This is a genomic window from Grimontia marina, from assembly GCF_900060185.1.
In the GTDB taxonomy this organism is placed as follows: Bacteria; Pseudomonadota; Gammaproteobacteria; order Enterobacterales; family Vibrionaceae; genus Enterovibrio; species Enterovibrio marinus.
This window is the reverse complement of record NZ_FIZY01000009.1, coordinates 53,181-72,967: the sequence shown is the minus strand read 5'-3', so window position 1 is coordinate 72,967 and position 19,787 is coordinate 53,181. Positions and strand designations below refer to the sequence as shown.

Sequence of the window (19,787 nt, the reverse complement as noted above, 5' to 3'; positions counted from 1 at the left end):
GTATCTCATTTTTAACCATCAATCAGCGTAAATTCGTGCCCTGTCTTCATCAAGGCGGGTTAGTTAACCAGTCCGATTTCTTTGTGGATCTGAACGAAAGATTTGGCCCAAGGCGTCAATGCCTGAATATTCGCCGGAAGCTGCAATTCTGCGCGGCGCGCATCAGCTACCGATGCGTAGTCACCCAACAGCACCATAAACCAGGGCTCGCCGTTGCGGCGGGTTTCATACACCAGTGCGCGATCAGCAATCGCATATTCCTGTAAGAACTCAGTCACAGCCTGTTTGGACTGTAAAGCAGCAAGTTGGAGGGCATAGCGCGATTCTGGAACCGTCAATAACAACTGGTTCGCCAAAGGGACATCAGCATTTGATGCTGGTGGTGACAATGGCGCAAGCGCTTCAGTTTCTTCAGTCACAACTTCTACTGTCGCTTCAGGCTGTGTTGATTCAACACGCACTGTGGTTTCGGATGGCGGCACCAATTCTGGGATAAGAGGCTCTTCAACCGCGTTAGTACCATCCCCTCCCACAGCCTGCTCATCGATGATGGCATCGACCACACGGTCAGGCACGACGATACGGCGATTTTCATCACGGCGACCTACTGTCATACCCTCTACAGATGGACTATCCGGCAAGGCCACGTTGTCATCACTCACTTCAGCATTGGAGTTCAGGGCTTGTTCACCACTTCCCTCCCCTTCCTGCTGAGCGGCCATTTCTTTTTCTTTCTCATCAACAATGGCAGAAAGCTCCTTCACGCCATCCGGCAAAGGAGAGTCAGCCATTTCTTCTGTCGTGGCTTGCGAGTTAAGCGCCCACCACACCAAACCACCGCCCAATGCTAACAGCAGTACCACCAACAAAATCAAAGGGAGGGGCGAACGACGTTTCTTTTCTTCCATTGCAGCGGTCTCCTGCTGTTCCAGCCCACGAAGGGCTCCGGGTAAAGAAGGCAATGATGCCGCTTTTTGTTTTAGCGCGCGTCTTTGGGCAGCATCAAGTTGACGACTAACCATCATCACTTCGATGAACATTTCGCGTTCATTATCAGCCAACGGACTGATCTCCAGCTCTAATGGTTTCACGCCCTGACCATAGGACACTTTATGAAGCCATTTGTTAAGCTTGCCACGCAGACTAAATAACAGAATATTGATCTGCCAGTTATCACGCTGCTGCGCTTCAGTCACCAGTGCCCAAAGCTCGGCAATCAGGTTAGCACTTAGTCGCTGGGCATCATCAATCACCACCAAGGCATGAACGCTGCGCCCTTCAAGCATGTAATCAAGGCTTTGTAGCATCGAATCCTGCTCATTGAAGACACCATCACGCACGATTTGCCTGAGAATAATGGCACGATGTTGGGCATCCTGCTGGCTTGGATTACAGATTAGAAGAGATTGGATAGGTTCGTTTGCCCAGTTTTCGAGGTATCGTTCACTGAGCCACGTTTTGCCCGCCCCCGACTCACCAGTGACCTGAACAAGGTTGGAGCTAAATCTGGTAAGAAATTGAATTCTAGATAAAAGTTGGATCTGGCTATCCAGATCCAATGCAATCATTTCATGGGAGCCTGTCATATACAAACCCGCTTAGTGTGTCTTGATGACCTCAGCAAGCGTTTCAGGAGTCACGTTTGCAACCACCTCTGCAGTACCAATCGACGTTGGCAGCACAAAGCGAAGTTGCCCGGAAAGCACTTTTTTATCGCGTTTCATGTGTTTAATAAACGCATCATAGCCCATGGTTGAGGGTGCTTTCACGGGAAGATTTGCTTTTTCGAGCAAGGAAGTGATACGGCTAACATCTTCTTGGGTCAGTAATTGTTGATGAACTGCTGTCACCGCCGCCATCACAGTGCCAGCAGAAACGGCTTCACCATGCAACCAATTGCCATAGCCCATCTCTGCTTCAATCGCATGCCCGAAAGTATGTCCGAGGTTCAACAAAGCGCGAACACCAGATTCTTTTTCATCTTCTGCCACAACATCTGCCTTAATTTGGCAGCAACGTTTGATGGCATACACCAAGGCATTTGCATCCAAGGCGTTGAGCGGTTGGTAATTCTCTTCCAACCAGACGAAGAATTCGGGATCGGCAATGATGCCGTATTTGATGACTTCTGCCATCCCTGCTGCAAACTCTCGCTGAGGTAAAGTTTGCATCACATCGATATCGATAACGACGGCTTTTGGCTGGTAAAAGGCACCAATCATGTTTTTGCCCAAGGGGTGATTTACTGCGGTTTTACCACCAACAGAGGAGTCCACTTGGGAAAGTAAGGTGGTGGGTACCTGAATAAAGTCCACACCACGCTGGTAACAAGCGGCAGCAAAACCAACCACATCACCAATAACACCACCACCCAAGGCAACAATCAGCACATCGCGACCGTAATTACCTTCAAGCAGGAAAGTATTAATGGTGTTAAAGGTATCGAGAGTTTTGTATTGCTCGCCGTCCGGCAGGGTCAACAAAGCTGGCTCACCGCCAGCTTTGTTCAGGGTATCCATAACAAGGGCCGCATAAAGCGGTGCGATGGTGTCATTTGAGACCACCACCACTCGACGTCCTAGAGCTTCAGAAAAATACGCGGGATCGGACAGTAACCCTGTACCGATAGAAATGGGGTAGCTTCTGTCGCCTAAGCTTACGTCAATCCTTTCCATGGAATTCCTTTAATGATTAGTGATTTTCCAGCAGTTCGATGATCTGGTTTGCCACTACCTTGGCGCTTTGATCATCAGTACGTACTACATAATCTGCAATTTCTTCATACAGAGGATTACGCTCGCCCGCCAGTGACTCCAAGACTTCACGTGGCTGCTCAGTTTGCAGCAGAGGACGTTTTTTATCGCGCTGAGTACGTGCCAGTTGTTTCTCAATGGTGGTTTCAAGATAAACCACGATACCACGAGCAGAAAGACGGTTACGGCTCTCTCGGCTCTTGATTGAACCACCACCGGTTGCCAGAACGATACCTTGTTTTTCAGTCAGGTCGTTGATGACATTCTCTTCGCGAACGCGGAATCCCTCTTCACCTTCAACATCGAAAACCCACGCAATATCTGCACCTGTGCGCTCTTCGATCACAGTGTCAGAGTCGAAAAATTCCATGTGTAGTTGTTGTGCCAGGTGTCGACCAATTGTGCTTTTGCCAGCCCCCATTGGACCTACAAGAAAGATATTTCGTTTTTCAGCCATTTTAAGCAGTTTACGCGCGGTTAATGAAAACAACACCGCCCGCAGGCTCGCTATCAGAAAGCCCGAGGCGCCAAATTCCTCACAGTATATTCGTGATCAGACCAAAAATTATCTCAGGTCGGGCAGGCGTTTGGCAACTTAAAATGCGTTCCGCCTCGCCTTTAAATTCCAAGTTCATGCTCAAGAGGGCGAGAAAAGGCCAGAAATTTACATTTTTCATGCCCCTCTCCCTTCGCAAACATTCAGATTAATGGTGATGCTAACCGAATGAATTACATTAAGTTACTGTGTCATAATCCTCGGCGTTACGAAGATCAATAACTCGCGTTTACCCATGGTTTCGTAGTTGCGGCGAAAGAGTTGGCCAAGGCCTGGGATATCACCCAACAATGGCACCTTATCCACGCCTTCCATCATTTCGTGTTGGTAAATGCCACCAAGTACGACGGTTTCCCCGTCATTCACCAGTACCTGTGTACCAATACGCTGGGTATTAATCGCCATTGCCTCACCAGTACCAGCTTTGACGGTACCTGCCGGTTTGTCCTGTGTGACCTGAAGGTCTAGAACCAATCTGCTATCTGGGGTGATTTGGGGAGTCACCGATAGGCTAAGTACTGCCTTTTTAAATGACACAGCCGCAGCGCCGCTTGATGAAGCTTCCAGATAAGGCAGCTCCGTACCTTGCTCAATATAGGCAGCGCGTTTGTTGGTGGTTAAAAGACGAGGGCTGGAGATAATTTCAGCACGAGACTCGGCCTGCAGCGCGGACAACTCAAGATCGAGCAACAAATCCTTGCCAAGGTTCGCCACGGAGAAAGCAATACTTGAAGCATTTGGACTGACAGCTCCCAGATTAACATTGAGTAGGTCATCCAGGATCAACTCGTCAGGCTCATTGTCTGCACCAAAATCTATCCGGTCAGAATGCTGCCAGTTACCCTCAATCGAGCCACCCGTCGTGAAATTACCATTCTGGCTGTTAACCCCCCAACGCACACCTATCTCTTCAAGCGTTCCTTCATCGACAGTAACGATGCGTGCTTCAATTTCGACCTGATCGACAGGAATATCCAGCGCTTCAATCATCATTTTTACAACATCAATATTGTCAGCCAGATCTTTGATCACCAGCGAATTGGTGCGGGGATCAACTGCGATGCTCCCGCGCTCAGACAACAGACTGATACCTTCATCATCTTCTTCACCACTACTCCCCCCACCAATCATATCTTTCAAGTCGACGGCATTGGCATACTTAATCTGAATCACTTCTGAGCGCAGTGACGCCAGCTCCCTTTCCTGACGACGTTTTTCAAGTACAAGGCGCTCCTGCTCATCCAGCTCTACTTTTGGTGCAACAAGCAGAATGTTCCCCATCTGTCGCTTATCCAGACCTTTCACATTCAAAATAGTCTGTAGCGCTTTTTGCCATGGAACATCATCCAGTCGTAAGGTGAGACTACCCTGTACGGAATCAGATACAACCAGGTTGAAGCCGTTGTGCTCGGCCACCATCTGCAACACAGAACGTACCGGAATATCCTGGAAATTGATGGAGATATTTTTGTTTTTCTTATTTTTATCCGCACTAGTTTTTTTTGCAGAAGGAAGAGAGGCAAATGGGAAGATTTCCACCGTCAATACATTACTGTTCTGGTAGTAGTCATAGCCAAAGTACCCTTCCGTTAGGACGGTCAGCTCAACATCATCATCAACTGGCTGGACTTCCAACTTGGCCGTCGCTTTTCCGATATCCTGAAGGCTACGAACCCCTACCAGATTGTCTTCTACTGATGTCCCTTTCAGACTGATCGACAATGCGCCATCATTCTTATTGAAATTAGTGACCACAGACTTGTCTTCAAGCGAAAGCGTCAGTAGCGTTTTTCCATTCTCACCTGCTTTTATGTCGATATTTTGAAGCTGATTGGCCGCAAGCGACCAAGGTGCCGCCACTAACGTGACTACCACCATCAGGCTGCGACAAACCGCTCTCAGACATAGACGCCGGCATCCTTTCCCCAGGCTTATCATGAATTACCCTTTTTAGTTTTTGTTGAGTGCCAATCTAACGTTACGTACCTGCCAACAGCCAAGTCCGTCAGGTAGGTGTTCTGTGATAGAGAGTGTGTGTTGACTAATACTGTCAACGCGACCCCGGTTATTGCCGAGCATACGTCCTAAGCCAACACGGTGAATACTTTCATCCGGCGCGGAAACCAGCGCCCAATAACTCCCTGGCAGGCCAATCACACCCTTAAATTCAAGTGACGATAATTCGTAGCTCTCAAGCGGGTCTTTGCCGGGAAGGTCTTCTGGTTGCCAGCAATCCCCTTTCACCAACTCTTCTTCTTCCATGGCTATTGGCAGTACGAAAGGATCGGTATCGATACCCGGGTCAAAAGGCGTAGGGAAGTAGGTTGGTTCAGGCGGAAGCGGTGTTGCTGTCACTTCCGCTGCCGCATAGGTCTGGACGATAAAGCGTTCGAGGTCTTGCGTTTTGGGCTCATGCATACAGCCAGAGAGCAGGATCACGCTCAGCATCGCAACTTGGTATCTCATTGCGACACCTCCTCTTGCTTCTCATAGCGGTAGGTGTGTGCGCCTACCGAGAAACGCAGTTGATCAGATTTATCCTTCTCACGTGACAGCGAGAAATCCTGCAGTGCGACGATACGTGGCAAGCGAGCGAGTGCAGCCGAGAACTGGCCCATGTCCGAATATTCCCCCGTCAGCTCAATATCTAAAGGTACTTGATACAACCAGCCAACACGCTGTCCTTTGTTCCAGTTCAGCTTTTCAAAATTGAGGTTGTACTGAAGTCCAGTGTCATTGATCCCAGCAAGTAACAGAGCGAGCTCATCTTCTGCAGGTAATTGTTTGGTCAGGTGACGATAAAAACGCTGAAGTTCTTCAACCTGTACATCGACATTCGGAAGCGCTGCCACTTGTTCAGCCTTCATTCGGAATTGGGTCCGAAGTAGCGTTTCATCTTGTTTGGCGAGCTCAACTTCTTGCTGAGCAGGAAGAACAGCAAAAAATATTGCTGCCGCCAATACAATAATGGCCAGTATCCCTAACAACACATTCTGCGCAGTCGCTGGCCACTCGGGGATTTCATCGATTTCCCAATCGCGCCAATCAGCGGCCATGGTGGTTCTCCTTTGGCAAATCGAGCGTCATATAATCGGTGAGGTCAAACGTTGCACGGAAGTTCTTGGAGACCGAAGACGATTTCACGCTAGTGTTGATGATGGAATGGATTTGCACATTCTTGGCACCAGAATCAGACTCCAGCAAAGCGAGTAGACTGGCGAGCTTAGCGTTGTCCCTGCTGCGCCCCTCAATCGTTACAGTCCCCGCGGTCATCGTCACTTTGTCCAAAACCACGCCGTCTGGTGTAATTTGAGGTAGTAGATTGAAGAGCAAGGTGGCATTGTTGCGCTGCTTTTGCAGAGAGTTGACCAAGGTCAGACGACGGTGAAGCTCATCGCGTTCCACTTCGCGCTTGGCAAACTCTCTGAGCGTCACATTCAACTGATTGATTTCCTGCTGGAGGCGCGCGTTTCTTGCCTCTTGCATGGTGAGCTGGTTGTGAACGAACCAACGACCACCAATTACACACAAGGAAACCAGTATTAAGACCAATAAAGATTTGTTTAGAAAGCGTCTGCGCGTTGCCTGACGATTCATTTCACGCCAGGGAAGTAGGTTAATACTAGTATTCATCCATCACTCCACGCAGCGCCAGTCCAATAGATGTCGACCAAGCACCAGCCGACTCATTTAGGCTATCGACAAGCTTTGGCGAATAGCTCAACCCCTGAAGTGGGTTCAGCGCCCTGACCCGCCAACCAAGCGTACTTTCCAGTTTGAAAATATCGATATTTTTCGCCCCATCCCCCGATAACCAAACGGTAGATACCTGCGTACCCTGAAGTTGAGTGGAAGCCAATTGATACTGGCGCTGAATCGTCTCGGCAAGTTGCTGGGTGTGATATGCCCTGAGGTCTTCCGTACTTAAATCACTTTGCTCGAATGTCACTGGTAGTTCGCGGTAGAAGCGTCCGTCTTTTGCATCTCCCAAGCAGATTTGTAAGCGTTCCGTCCCAACATCCGCCATCAAAGAGGCACCAGCATCAGGTCGGGACGTCATATGTTGCTTGTAAAGACGCATCAGAGCATGGGTTTGGAGTTCAATGACCGATAGTGAAAAGCCTGCGACCTTCAATCCTGACAGCTTCTCTTTCAACATGGGCTTGCGACAGGCATAAACTTCAACACCGTCATTTTCGGGCAACGGGCGGAAATCATAGAGTAGCTCGTCCATCGGCAATCCCAAACTCTCACTCAGTTGCAGCCCTACCTGCACGTATTGTTCTTGTTCAGGGATATCGAGTGCGGTCGGGAATCTCTTCATTGCTACACTGCTTTGCGGAACCCCCATGATCTGTTCCTGAGGCCAGTTCCAAGGCATACCGCACGCTTTTCGGAGCTGCGTTTTTACCAATTTAAGAGAGTCATCTAAGGAAGAAGAGGATTGTCGCGGTGCAACAACGAGAGCCTGCAGCCTTAATGCTTTGCCACGTTTTTGGATCATGGCAGCACGAATAGAATGCGTGCCAATATCAATCCCCATAGCGGTTTTTCCAGCAAACATTTGAAATGCCACCTTCTTAAAAGTCAGCATCAAGTAACTTTTTTGAAAGTTCTCTCCGCAGGTTCGTTATTTTTTGTTCAGTTCTCTTTATACTACGGTCACTAATTGTTTGAACGACTCGACTGAAAACTTACGGGAAATATCAAGTGAAGTTCATTAAGCGACTGCTTATATTTGCAATAATTTGCATATTACTTGGAGTGGGTACAATTTTTGGTTTTTACGTTTACGTAAAACCGGAATTACCAGATGTTGCCACACTCAAAGATGTTGAACTGCAAACCCCGATGCAGGTGTACAGCGCAGACGGAAAACTGATTTCCCAATTTGGTGAAAAACGTCGTATTCCAGTCACTTACAACGACATCCCCAAAGATCTGATTGACGCACTGATCGCGACTGAGGACAGCCGCTTCTACGATCATCCGGGCATCGACCCTATCGGTATCACCCGTGCAGCTATCGTGGTCGCCATGTCAGGTAGTGCCAAACAGGGTGCGAGTACCATTACCCAACAACTTGCGCGTAATTTCTTCCTTTCTAACGAAAAGAAGATTATGCGTAAAATCAAAGAGATATTTATCGCGATCCACATCGAGCAATTGCTGACAAAACAGGAAATCATGGAGCTTTACGTTAACAAGATTTTCCTGGGCTACCGCTCCTACGGCTTTGGTGCAGCCTCACGTGTTTATTTCGGTAAAGACCTTAAAGATCTTACTCTTAGTGAACTTGCCACCCTTGCAGGCATGCCGAAAGCGCCATCTACAATGAACCCGATTTATTCGGTAGAACGTGCGACCCACCGCCGTAATGTGGTGCTTAAGCGAATGCTGGATGAAGGCTATATCACCCGTTCTGAATACGAGCAGGCGAGAAACGAACCTATTGTTTCCCGCTATCACGGCGCTGAAATCGAACTGAATGCACCTTACATGGCAGAAATGGCACGCGCCTGGGCTGTTGAGCAGTACGGTGAAGATGTTTATGAGTCAGGCATGAAGGTGTACACCACCTTGGATTCTCGCTTGCAAAACGCGGCTGAGAAAGCAGCTATCAATAACCTTCTGTCCTATGACGAGCGTCATGGCTATCGTGGTGCAGTGGAAACGCTATGGAAAGACGGTAATGAGCCATGGGATGCTGAGAAGATTGCCAAGCACCTCAAACAGCAACCTACCTATGGTGAACTCAACCCAGCTGTTGTCATCAAAGTTGACGCTAAAACAGCTGAAGTTGAACTACAGAGTGGCGAAACCGCCACCCTGCCTTGGGATGGGATGAAATGGGCGCGTCGTTATAAAACTGACATCCGCCAAGGCACTGCGCCGAAACAGGCAGCAGATATTCTGGCTGTGGGTGAGCAAATCTGGGTGCGCAAGGTCGACGATGCATGGCACCTGAGTCAAGTGCCTGACGCCAACACCGCAATGGTGGCCATGTTACCGGAAAACGGTGCGATCAAAGCATTGGTTGGTGGTTTTAACTTCGTTCACAGTAAGTTTAACCGAGCCACCCAGTCCGTCCGTCAGGTAGGTTCTGCGATCAAGCCATTTATCTACTCAGCAGCATTGGATCAAGGAATAACACTCGCCACCTTGATCAATGACGCCCCCATTAACAAATGGGACTCAAGCCAAGGCACAGCGTGGCGTCCGAAAAACTCACCGCCGACCTACATAGGTCCAACCCGAGCACGTATCGGCCTGGCAACCTCTAAAAACGTAATGGCGGTTCGTGTGCTGCGCAAAGTTGGCTTGGATGAAACCATCGACTTCCTAACCCGTTTTGGCTTCAAGCATGAAGAACTGCCACGTTCTGAAACCCTAGCTTTGGGTGCAGGTAGCCTGACACCAATGCAGGTCGCGCAAGGCTTCAGCGTATTCGCCAACGGCGGCTACTACCTCAAGCCGTACTTCATCAGCAAGGTGGAGGACCCATTCGGAGCACTGGTTTATACCGAGCATCCACAGGTCATTTGCCGTGAGAACTGTGACAACAATGTCTCCAAGCTGGATTCTGAAAACCTTAAGGAAGAAGAAAACCTGCTTGAGCAAACCGCAGAGATGGAAAACGAACCACAATTCGCACCCCAGGTGATCAGCGAGCAAAATGCTTTCCTGACCCGTGAAATGTTGGAAGCAAATATTTGGGGTGGCGGTGAATGGCGTCAGGGTACAGGCTGGAACGGCACGGGCTGGCGCGCACAGAAGCCTCTGAACCGACGCGATATCGGCGGTAAGACGGGTACCACTAACGATTCCAAAGATGCGTGGTACAGTGGCTTTGCACCGGGGCTGGTCGCAACAGTATGGGTTGGCTTTGATGATCACTCACGCGAATTGGGTAAAACCTCACGCAATGCCAACTTGGATAATGCCCAAATTTCCGGTGCAGAAGCAGGGGCTAAAACCGCGCAACCTGCTTGGATAGGTTTCATGGTTGATGCATTGGTCGATGTCCCAGAACAGCGCAAGATGGTGCCATCAGACATCGTGAAAGTCCGTATTGACCGTGACACCGGCCTGCTGACCCGCAAGAATGATGCGAGCTCAATGTTCGAGTACTTCGAGAGAGGCACCGAGCCAACCGACTACGTTTCTTCTGCAGCCAGCAGCGGGAATATCTACGAGTCGGAAGGCGAAGAACTTTTCTAAAAAGATAAGAAACGACAAAGGCGCCATCTGGCACCTTTGTTTTATCTGTGGTTCGATTAACCAATCGCGTTACATGTCCCTTTCATTACTTCCGAAATCACAGACGCCAGCTTCTCATAACGTGCACGCAGTGGTGAACCTGGGCGGTAATCCAGCGTGATCAAACGCTGTGGTTCTGGGTCTACGGCTTTTACATACACCACTCCATCGCGGTGCATACTCTTCGGTACCGAAAGCTTCGGCAGCAAGGTAATCCCTGTCTCTGCCGCCACCATATTGCGAAGCGTCTCTAGGCTGGTCGCACGGAAACGTGAATCTTCTTTCGCCCCTGCCGCGAAACAAAAACCCATTGCCTGATCGCGAAGACAATGCCCATCAGCCAACATCAACAGTGTTTCACCACGAAGGTCGTCCATCGGCACAGTTTCCGCCTTGGACCACTTATGACCTTCCGGCAGCGCCAGCAGCATCGGCTCCAGATAGAGTGGGATCTCTTTAAAGTGCTCCGTCTCTTTTACCGAGGCGAGAATAATGCAATCCAGCTTGCCCTCTTCCAGTTGCTGCACGAGCTGATGAGTTTGCGCCTCGTGGAGGAACAGTTCCAGCTCAGGAAAAGCGTCTTTTACCGCTGGCACAATATGTGGCAACAGGTATGGCCCCACGGTAGGGATAAAGCCCACATGCAGTGGGCCTGACATTTCTTCACCCTGCTGGCTTGCCATTTCTTCCAGCACTTTTACTTCCATCAAGATCTTTTGTGCCTGCCGGACAAGCTGCATGCCTGCATCGGTAAACAGCACTTTCCGGCTGGTGCGCTCCAGCAGCACCACGCCAAGCTCATCTTCTAACTTACGGATCTGACCGCTCAAAGTGGGCTGGCTGACAAAACAGGCTTCCGCTGCCTTTCTGAAGTGCTGATGTTCTGATAGAGCCACTAGGTATTCGAGATCGCGAATATTCACACCGAACCTCTTTGATAGATTTCACTTATTGAAATGATAAACCTAATCAATTAGAACTATCCACCTCTTTCCCTCTAATATATACACATCAACCGGGAACACCGGATTAAAGAACTGAAAACAAAATTATTTAAGGGGTATTACCATGGAATTTATTAACAAAGAAGGTCAGAAAGTACCAAGCGTTACATTCCCAACTCGCAAGGGTGATGCGTGGGTTAATGTGACCAGCGACGAGCTATTTGCCGGTAAAACGGTGGTTGTGTTCAGCCTGCCAGGTGCTTTTACTCCAACCTGCTCTTCAACACACCTGCCTCGTTATAACGAGCTGCATTCGGTGTTCCAGGAGCACGGTGTTGACGACATTCTTTGTGTGTCGGTGAACGATACGTTTGTCATGAACGCGTGGAAAGCGGACCAAGACGCAGAGAACATCACCTTCATCCCTGACGGTAACGCAGAGTTTACTCGCGGCATGGGCATGGCAGTAGCGAAAGACGATTTGGGCTTTGGAGAGCGTTCATGGCGCTACAGCATGCTGGTGAAAGACGGCGTGGTAGAGAAGATGTTCATCGAGCCAAACGAGCCGGGCGACCCGTTCAAAGTGTCTGACGCAGACACCATGCTTGGCTACATTGCACCAAACCATAAACTGCAAGAATCAATTACGGTATTCAGCAAACCAGGTTGTCCTTTCTGTGCGAAAGCGAAGCAACTGCTGATCGACAACAAGCTACAGTTTGAAGAGATTGTGCTGGGTCAGGATGCAACCACTGTGAGCCTGCGAGCAATAAGCGGTCGCGCTACAGTGCCACAAGTATTCATTGGCGGTAAGCACATCGGTGGCAGCGACGAGCTGGAAGCGTACTTCGCATAACACCGAAAAGGGCAGCTTAGGCTGCCCTACTTAATTCCAAACTTTATTGACGCTTGTCACCGGATTTAGCTGGAGAATAACAATGAAAACCTTGAATGTAGATGTCGCTGTCATTGGTGGAGGAACCGCAGGTCTGGGTGCTTACCGCGCAGCCAAAGCACACACCGAAAATGTTGTGATCATCGAAGGCGGTCCTTATGGCACGACCTGTGCGCGCGTTGGCTGTATGCCATCAAAGCTTCTGATTGCCGCTGCTGAAGCCGTTCACCACATCGAAAAAGCACCAGGCTTTGGCATATACCCTCAAGGTGAAATCAAAATCAATGGCCGAGAGGTGATGGATCGTGTCAAACGCGAACTTGACCGCTTCGTTGGCTTTGTGCTCGAAGGCGTTGATGAAATCCCAGCGGAAGACAAAATTGCCGGTTATGCCAAGTTTGTCGATGACAATACTTTAGCTGTGGACGACCACACCCGTATTGAAGCGAAACGCATTGTCATTGCAACAGGTTCACGTCCAACTTGGCCAGTGCCTTGGAGTGATTTGGGTGACCGTCTGATTGTGAACGATGATGTGTTCGACTGGGATGATTTGCCAGAATCTGTCGCTGTGTTTGGTCCTGGCGTTATCGGTCTTGAACTGGGTCAGTCACTGCACCGCCTTGGCGTAAAAGTGAAAGTCTTCGGTGTTGGCGGTCAAGTAGGTCCGTTAACTGACCCAACCGTGATGGCTTACGCAGATAAAGCCTTCAACGAAGAGTTCTACCTAGACGCTGACGCTAAAGTCGAAGAAATGGTGCACGAAGGCGAGAAAGTCCATATCCGTTACCTCGACAAGCAAGGTCAGGAACAACGCATGGAAGTCGACTATGTGCTGGCAGCAACCGGCCGTCGCCCTAACGTCGACAAGCTGGACATAGAAAACACAGGCATGGAACTCGATGCACGCGGTGTACCAACGGCTGACCCGTACACCATGCAAACCAGCGTCGCGTCGATTTTCATCTCCGGAGATGCGAGCAACCAGATCCCATTGCTTCACGAAGCAGCCGATCAGGGTCGAATCGCTGGTGACAACGCAGGTCGATTCCCAGATATCCGAGCCGGTCTGCGCCGAAGCAAGATTGCAGCCGTGTTTTCTGACCCACAAATTGCCATGGTGGGTGAAACCTACAAAGAAATCACCGCACGTCTTGGCACCTGTGGCTGTTTTGAAACCGGTATAGTGTCGTTTGAAGGTCAAGGCCGCTCACGCGTCATGTTGCGAAACAAAGGTGTGCTGCACGTTTATGGCGAGCAGGGTACTGGTCGCTTCCTTGGCGCAGAGATGATGGGCCCGAATGCAGAGCATCTGGCGCATCTGCTGGCTTGGGCACACCAAAACCAAATGACCATTTCACAGATGCTGGATATGCCGTTCTATCACCCGGTGATTGAAGAAGGTGTGCGTACCGCACTTCGTGACCTGAACGCCAAACTGCACTTAGGTCCTGAAATGATCAAACACTGCTTGGATTGCGGTCCAGGCTGTTAAAAAAGATTCCAATAACAAGTTAATCCCCTTACTTGCACACCGGACTCTCCCCAAGATTCGGTTTATGATTTGCCCTCCTTTACGGAGGGCTTTTTTCTTTGTAGGCTGCAACGAGTTGATATTTTAAGGCTTACTATTCATGAGCTGCCGCTTCTGCAAAGACGCTTCTCTCACCATCCGAGCCAAACTCGGACGCTGCAAACGTTGCATGATTCAGCTTGCGGTGATGAATCTGGTGCTGTGGCCGATATGGTTTGTCGGGTTCAGCGATACACCGAAATCGATTGAGTCCATCACCCTGCTCTTTGGTGCAGGTGCCAGCGCCATATTGCTATCACTTCACCTCATTTTGATGCCATTTCGGATGAATGCACCCGAGCCAAAAGAGTAACTTACCTAAACAAAAAAACCGGCCTAAGCCGGTTTTTATTCATTCGATGCATGTTTAAGCGACGTTAGCTTTAGCAATCAATCTGTCCTGATCAAAGGTAAACTCCAGTGCCACTTCATCACACGCATGAAGGCGTGGACAGCGGTCGCAATCTTTCATCACCTTTTCAGGCAGCAAAGATTTAGAGGTTGGAATAAAGCCCTGACGCATAAAGAACTCTGGTACACGGGTCAGCACAAACACTTTCTTGATGGCCATGCCACTCGCTTTTTTCAGCAGATGTTGAACAATCGCGCTGCCCTGCCCTTGATTCTGCCAGCCAGCTTCCACACCCAAAGAGCGCACTTCCGCAAGACCCGAGTCATAAACATAAAGCGATGCACAACCTGTCACTTCTCCCTGATGCTCCGCAACCGCAAACGAACCAATATCACGAACCAGTTCATTACGTTCACGCGGCAGGTTTTCACCCAGTCCCGCCCAGTAAACCACCATGCCTTCAATCGCATCGAGGTCAGTAAGACGCGCACCACGCACTTTCACGCTTGGCGAGTAACGTTTTTCCAAACGCTTTTCTGCCTGACTAATAGCGTATTCCACCTGATTCGGCGCCACACCACCCAGCGCACAGCGCTTCTCAAGGCACGATTCGATGGTGAGGATGGGATAAACATCCTCGTCAATCACTGACGAGAACTGCTTCATGTCATCAAGAGAAAGCTCTTCCAGCGCACAACCTTTTTCAATGGCGGCGACCACAGCCACACCCACGATATGGTGCGCTTCACGGAAAGGAATGCCTTTAGCAACCAGATAATCCGCAAGCTCAGTCGCGTTGGAATAACCTTGCATCGCCGCTTCCAGCGTGCGGTCTTTGTTGATTTTGATGCCATCAAAACAAAGCGCCGCCATTTCAATACAGTCAAACCAGGTGTCGAGCGCGTCGAACAGCCCTTCTTTGTCTTCCTGCATGTCTTTGTTGTAGGCAAGCGGCAGAGCTTTCACTGTCATCATCATCGCGGACATGGCACCATAAACACGGCCCGTCTTACCACGGATAAGCTCAAGCGCATCTGGGTTTTTCTTTTGTGGCATCAGGGATGAACCTGATGTCACAGCGTCTGCAAGCTCAACAAAGTTGGACTCGCCAGAGTTGTAGAAAATCAGATCTTCGGCCATACGCGACAAGTGCAGCATAGACACCGATGCCACAGACATCAGCTCCATCACATGGTCACGGTCAGAAACCGAGTCCAGACTGTTTCGGGTTGCACGGCGAAAACCCAGGCTGTGAGCCAAAGCTTCACGGTCAATCGGATACGCGGTACCTGCCAGCGCACCAGAGCCCAGCGGGCAGGTGTCCAAGCGGTTCAGTGCATCGCTCAAGCGCGAGTAGTCACGCTCGAACATTTCAACGTAAGCCAGACACCAGTGTGCAAATGTCACTGGCTGGGCACGTTGAAGGTGCGTATAGCCCGGCAGCACCGTGTTCTGGTTTTCTGCCGCGACCTTTACCATCTGGTTTTGCAGTTTATCGAGTGCAAGGAGAAGCTGTTGACCCTGCTGACGACACCAAAGCTTAAGGTCAGTGGCGACCTGATCGTTACGCGAACGACCGGTGTGCAACTTTTTACCCAAATCGCCCACTTTGGCAATCAGTTGCTGCTCCACCCAACTGTGAATGTCTTCAGCGTCAGAGCGCAGGATCTGCTCTGGATCTTCCATCACAGCCAGCTTGATTTCATTCAGTGCAAGCTCGAGGCGTTGCTGCTCAATTTCAGACAATACGCCCACTGAGCGCAGTGCCTTTGACCAGGCAATTGAACCTACGATGTCCTGCTCCGCGAGGCGATAGTCAAAACGCAACGAATCGTTAAACTGCTTGAACCGCGTGTCTGCTGCCTGACTAAACCTTCCGCCCCATAACGCCATACTTACTTCTCCTTAAAACTCTATTGCTTCCAGCTGCTGTTTATTTTTGTTTTTTCTCGTTCAGCGCACGAATACGGCTCGACAGCGAGTAGAGACGGATAAAGCCACCAGCATGGCTGTGATCGTATACGTCATCTTCACCGAAAGTCGCGAATTCTTCGGAGTACAGGCTGTTGAGCGAGCGCTTCTGCACTACTGTAGCCTGTCCTTTGTACAGTTTCACTACTACTTCACCACTTACCGGCTCAGCCAGTGATTCTGCTGCCGCAAGAAGTGACTTACACAGCGGCGTGAACCAACGGCCATCATAGATGAGGTGAGACGCTTTCAGGCCAATCTCCTCACGGTATTCGAAGCAATCTTTGTCCAGAACCAGCTGCTCAACACCACGCAGGGCTTCCATCATGATGGTGCCGCCCGGAGTTTCGTAACAGCCACGGGATTTCATGCCCACCAGACGGTTTTCAACGATATCAATACGGCCTACACCGTGACGCGCGCCTTTCTCGTTCAGCGTGGTCAGCGCTTGATAAGGGCTCATGCGCTCACCGTCAACCGCTACTACTTCGCCTTTCTCAATCAACAGAGAAACAGTTTCAGACTGGTCAGGTGCCTGCTCTGGATCCACAGTCCATACCCAGCAAAGTTCGTTTGGCTGGTTCCAAGTATCTTCCAGTACACCGCCTTCGGTAGAGATGTGCCATGCGTTTGCATCACGGCTGTAGATTTTCTCAAGGCTTGCAGTACAAGGGATATTACGTTCTGCCAGGTAATCCAGCAGGGCTTCACGAGAACGCAGGTCCCACTCACGCCAAGGTGCAATCACTTTCAGTTGCGGTGCCAGTGCAGCAAACGCGCTTTCGAAACGCACCTGGTCATTACCTTTACCGGTACAGCCGTGACACAGCGCATCTGCGCCAACTTCCAGCGCACATTCCACTTGTGCTTTTGCGATGATTGGACGTGCCATTGACGTACCCAGCAGGTATTTACCTTCGTAAACTGCACCGGTTTTCAAGCTTGGGTAGATGTAGTCAGCAACCATTTCTTCTTTCAGGTCAGCGATGTAACACGCTGACGCACCGGATGCGATCGCTTTTTCTTCAATACCAACCAGCTCTTCTTCGCCCTGGCCCACGTCCGCAACAAATGCCACGACTTCACAGTCATAGTTCTCTTTCAGCCATGGAATGATCGCAGACGTATCCAGACCGCCAGAGTATGCAAGTACTACCTTTTTGATATCGCTCATTTTAACTTCTCCATGTTCACCGCTCTGACGGTCAGTACAGGCGGTAACGACTAATAAATTCTGTATTGTTTAAACCGTGAAACGGGTGCCGATATTGCAGCCGCCGAACATCTCAGCGAGCTTCTCGGGGTAACGCCAGCTCGCGACCTGAATAGGACGACCCAGTGCGTTTGCCGCTTCAAACGCCGCTTTCACTTTGACGATCATGCCGTCGGTGATCACGCCGCTTTCAATTAATTCATCTGCTAATTTCTCATCAAGCGTTGGCATGAGTTTACCTTTGCCATTGAGTACGCCACTCACGTCTGACAGCAGAACCAGTTCAGCATCCAATGCAGCCGCGACTGCTACTGCTGCTTGGTCCGCATTCACGTTCATCAATTCACCTTCAGCATCAATACCGATAGAGCTGATGATTGGCACTGCGCCTGCTGACAAAATCGCTTGTACGACGGAAGAATCGCCCGGTGTTGCCTTGCCCACATTCCCAAGCTCAGGGTCAAGTTGGGTCACTTTACATAAGCCGCCGTCAGCCAGACTCAGACCAACTGCGTTAATGCCACATTTGATTGCCTCGCCCTGCAGCAGTTTGTTGGCCGTACCCGCCAGTGCACCCGCGACCACATTGATCTGATCTTTTGGAGTGACTCGCAAACCCTGCTTTTTCTCCACTTTCAGGTTTAGCGCTTTCATCAAGTCATCAACGAGGTAGCCACCACCGTGAACAATCACCAATTGGCGATTCGCAGAAGCCTGATACTGGCTGATTGATGCGAATAATTTATCCAAAGTCTCTGTGCAAGACAGCGCTGCACCACCCAGTTTGACTACCAAAGGACGTAAACTCATTGCCACTCTCCTACACAATCGCCGTGAGCGGCGAGAATCCAAAGCGAATGTTTATGCACTGCATCGCCTGACTGGCGGCACCTTTCAGCAAGTTATCGATTGCTGATGTCAGGATCACGTGTTGGCCTTTCACTGACCAGCCAATATCGCAAAATCCGGTGTTTTGAACAGATTGCAGCTTCGCACTTTGACCCGAGCCTAATGGACGAACCAAAGTTTTGTTTTCGTATGCTTTTTCCAGCGCTTCTGTTACCTGTGTTTCACTGACGCCTTCTGCCAGTTTGGCAGTGATAGTCGCTAGAATTCCGCGCTTAAAGTTGCCAAGGTGCGGTGTAAAAATCACATCACAACCCAAGTGGGTAGAAATTTCCGGTTGGTGGCGGTGGGTGAATACACCGTAAGCGTGAAGGCTTACTTCACAGAGACTATTGGTCATTGAGGCCTTGCGACCTGCACCTGATACGCCGCTCACCGCGTTGATCACTGGCCATTGTTGGGTGTCGATAAGTCCTGCATCCAGCAACGGTTTCAATGCCAGCTGTGACGCAGTTGGGTAACAACCAGGCACGGCGACCAAATCGGCTTTCGCAATATCAGCCTCGTTCCATTCCGCCAGACCATAAACCGCTTTTTCCAGCCACTCGCTATATTGATGCTCAAAACCGTAGTAGTCGGTATAGAAGCTGTCAGATTGAACGCGGAATGCGCCAGACAAATCAAAGACCTTGCAGCCTTCAGACAGGAAGGTTGGTGCAATGTTGTGACTGACTTCATGAGCTGTTGCCAGCAACACCACGTCTGCAGCTTTCGCGACAGTACTGACATCTTTAAGTGGTTGAAGTGGTAGATCGACCAAGCCTTTTAGTGCGCCATGCAAATCACCGATAGATTTGTTCGCATCCACACTGTTTTCAGAGACATACAGGCCTGATAACTCAAGTTCAGGGTGAAGAAATACCATTTTGGTCAGCTCGGCACCTGTGTATCCACTTGCACCGACGATCACTGTCTTTAACATGAAGAATCCATTTATTTCTTTGGGTTGAATGATGGAACATTCAGCTCGCTCAGCTGCAGGAGGGGCAGATACGCCCAACGTTACTTAACGTCGGCGTCGTCGCTGGAGAAGGGAAATTGAGAACTTATCCATATTCGTATCGTACCTTTTCGCTGCTTCCATGAGCTTTTATGGCGAATTATAATTGTTTATTCATTTTAAGTGAATTTATATGTGATTTTTAGCGTGATAAATGACTAATGTCAACAGTCTGTTTAAAATAAAATTATCCACCTGCGACAGGCTGCGCTTTTCGCCCCTACTCTTCAGTTTGAATGTAATTTTGTTACAACTACCTTAATGCCATATTGCTCAAGGGATAGGCAAAGAAATGCGATGAAATAACACTATGGGTGATTGACCTTTATGCCACTCATTGGCTAGATTGAGCCATACGATTGCA

General features: G+C 49.7%; 17 protein-coding genes. 4 read left to right on the top strand and 13 right to left on the bottom strand.

Annotated elements, in window-relative coordinates:
- Window positions 1–59: 59 nt before the first annotated feature.
- The 8 genes from GMA8713_RS06660 to pilM all read right to left on the bottom strand — a co-directional run bounded on the left by GMA8713_RS06660 (window position 60) and on the right by pilM (window position 7,873).
- Window positions 60–1,568 carry an AAA family ATPase gene (locus GMA8713_RS06660; protein WP_062707088.1) on the bottom strand — a complete coding sequence of 503 codons (1,509 nt, stop codon included), beginning with the start codon at window positions 1,566–1,568 and terminating at the stop codon, window positions 60–62.
- 30 nt (window positions 1,569–1,598) lie between these two features.
- Entirely contained in the window at window positions 1,599–2,675 is a 1,077-nt protein-coding gene (aroB, locus tag GMA8713_RS06655; RefSeq protein ID WP_062707086.1) for a 3-dehydroquinate synthase, read from the bottom strand.
- Between the two features lie 16 nt (window positions 2,676–2,691).
- Window positions 2,692–3,210: a shikimate kinase AroK gene (gene aroK / locus GMA8713_RS06650; RefSeq protein ID WP_062667127.1), complete on the bottom strand. Its 519-nt coding sequence runs from the start codon at window positions 3,208–3,210 to the stop codon at window positions 2,692–2,694.
- Window positions 3,211–3,492: 282 nt separating this feature from the next.
- Window positions 3,493–5,247 carry a type IV pilus secretin PilQ gene (locus GMA8713_RS06645; RefSeq protein WP_084387670.1) on the bottom strand — a complete coding sequence of 585 codons (1,755 nt, stop codon included), beginning with the start codon at window positions 5,245–5,247 and terminating at the stop codon, window positions 3,493–3,495.
- 12 nt (window positions 5,248–5,259) lie between these two features.
- Complete coding sequence (locus tag GMA8713_RS06640) at window positions 5,260–5,775, bottom strand: pilus assembly protein PilP (RefSeq protein ID WP_062707075.1); 516 nt, start codon at window positions 5,773–5,775, stop codon at window positions 5,260–5,262.
- Window positions 5,772–6,365, bottom strand: a complete 594-nt coding sequence (locus GMA8713_RS06635; protein WP_062707073.1) for a type IV pilus inner membrane component PilO — start codon at window positions 6,363–6,365, stop codon at window positions 5,772–5,774. The genes GMA8713_RS06640 and GMA8713_RS06635 overlap by 4 nt, the downstream gene beginning before the upstream one ends.
- Window positions 6,355–6,942, bottom strand: coding sequence for a PilN domain-containing protein (locus GMA8713_RS06630; protein ID WP_062707071.1), 588 nt, complete (start codon window positions 6,940–6,942; stop codon window positions 6,355–6,357). Before GMA8713_RS06630 ends, GMA8713_RS06635 begins: the two co-directional genes overlap by 11 nt.
- Window positions 6,932–7,873: a type IV pilus biogenesis protein PilM gene (gene pilM / locus GMA8713_RS06625; protein ID WP_198159467.1), complete on the bottom strand. Its 942-nt coding sequence runs from the start codon at window positions 7,871–7,873 to the stop codon at window positions 6,932–6,934. The genes GMA8713_RS06630 and pilM overlap by 11 nt, the downstream gene beginning before the upstream one ends.
- 146 nt (window positions 7,874–8,019) lie before the next feature.
- Between pilM and GMA8713_RS06620 the strand changes: the two genes are divergently transcribed.
- On the top strand, window positions 8,020–10,530 hold the full coding sequence (locus tag GMA8713_RS06620; RefSeq protein WP_062707067.1) for a penicillin-binding protein 1A: 2,511 nt from the start codon (window positions 8,020–8,022) through the stop codon (window positions 10,528–10,530).
- A 56-nt stretch (window positions 10,531–10,586) separates the two neighbouring features.
- On the opposite strand, the gene oxyR is transcribed toward GMA8713_RS06620, so the two are convergent.
- Window positions 10,587–11,492, bottom strand: a complete 906-nt coding sequence (oxyR, locus tag GMA8713_RS06615; protein ID WP_062707065.1) for a DNA-binding transcriptional regulator OxyR — start codon at window positions 11,490–11,492, stop codon at window positions 10,587–10,589.
- A gap of 145 nt (window positions 11,493–11,637) precedes the next feature.
- Here oxyR and GMA8713_RS06610 point away from each other — a divergent pair, with 145 nt between their 5' ends.
- The 3 genes from GMA8713_RS06610 to GMA8713_RS06600 all read left to right on the top strand — a co-directional run bounded on the left by GMA8713_RS06610 (window position 11,638) and on the right by GMA8713_RS06600 (window position 14,294).
- Window positions 11,638–12,369, top strand: coding sequence for a glutathione peroxidase (locus GMA8713_RS06610; protein ID WP_062707063.1), 732 nt, complete (start codon window positions 11,638–11,640; stop codon window positions 12,367–12,369).
- Between the two features lie 82 nt (window positions 12,370–12,451).
- A complete protein-coding gene (locus GMA8713_RS06605; RefSeq protein ID WP_062707061.1) occupies window positions 12,452–13,903 on the top strand; it encodes a dihydrolipoyl dehydrogenase in 1,452 nt (483 codons plus the stop codon).
- 139 nt (window positions 13,904–14,042) lie between these two features.
- Entirely contained in the window at window positions 14,043–14,294 is a 252-nt protein-coding gene (locus GMA8713_RS06600) for a DUF3624 domain-containing protein (RefSeq protein WP_062707059.1), read from the top strand.
- Between the two features lie 54 nt (window positions 14,295–14,348).
- Here GMA8713_RS06600 and argH read toward each other — a convergent pair whose 3' ends face one another.
- The 4 genes from argH to argC form a co-directional block, all read right to left on the bottom strand.
- On the bottom strand, window positions 14,349–16,226 hold the full coding sequence (gene argH, locus GMA8713_RS06595) for an argininosuccinate lyase (RefSeq protein ID WP_062707051.1): 1,878 nt from the start codon (window positions 16,224–16,226) through the stop codon (window positions 14,349–14,351).
- 40 nt (window positions 16,227–16,266) lie between these two features.
- Window positions 16,267–17,478, bottom strand: coding sequence for an argininosuccinate synthase (locus tag GMA8713_RS06590; protein ID WP_062707049.1), 1,212 nt, complete (start codon window positions 17,476–17,478; stop codon window positions 16,267–16,269).
- 69 nt (window positions 17,479–17,547) lie between these two features.
- On the bottom strand, window positions 17,548–18,327 hold the full coding sequence (gene argB / locus GMA8713_RS06585; protein ID WP_062707047.1) for an acetylglutamate kinase: 780 nt from the start codon (window positions 18,325–18,327) through the stop codon (window positions 17,548–17,550).
- Between the two features lie 10 nt (window positions 18,328–18,337).
- A complete protein-coding gene (argC, locus tag GMA8713_RS06580; RefSeq protein WP_062707045.1) occupies window positions 18,338–19,345 on the bottom strand; it encodes an N-acetyl-gamma-glutamyl-phosphate reductase in 1,008 nt (335 codons plus the stop codon).
- Window positions 19,346–19,787 lie beyond the last annotated feature (442 nt).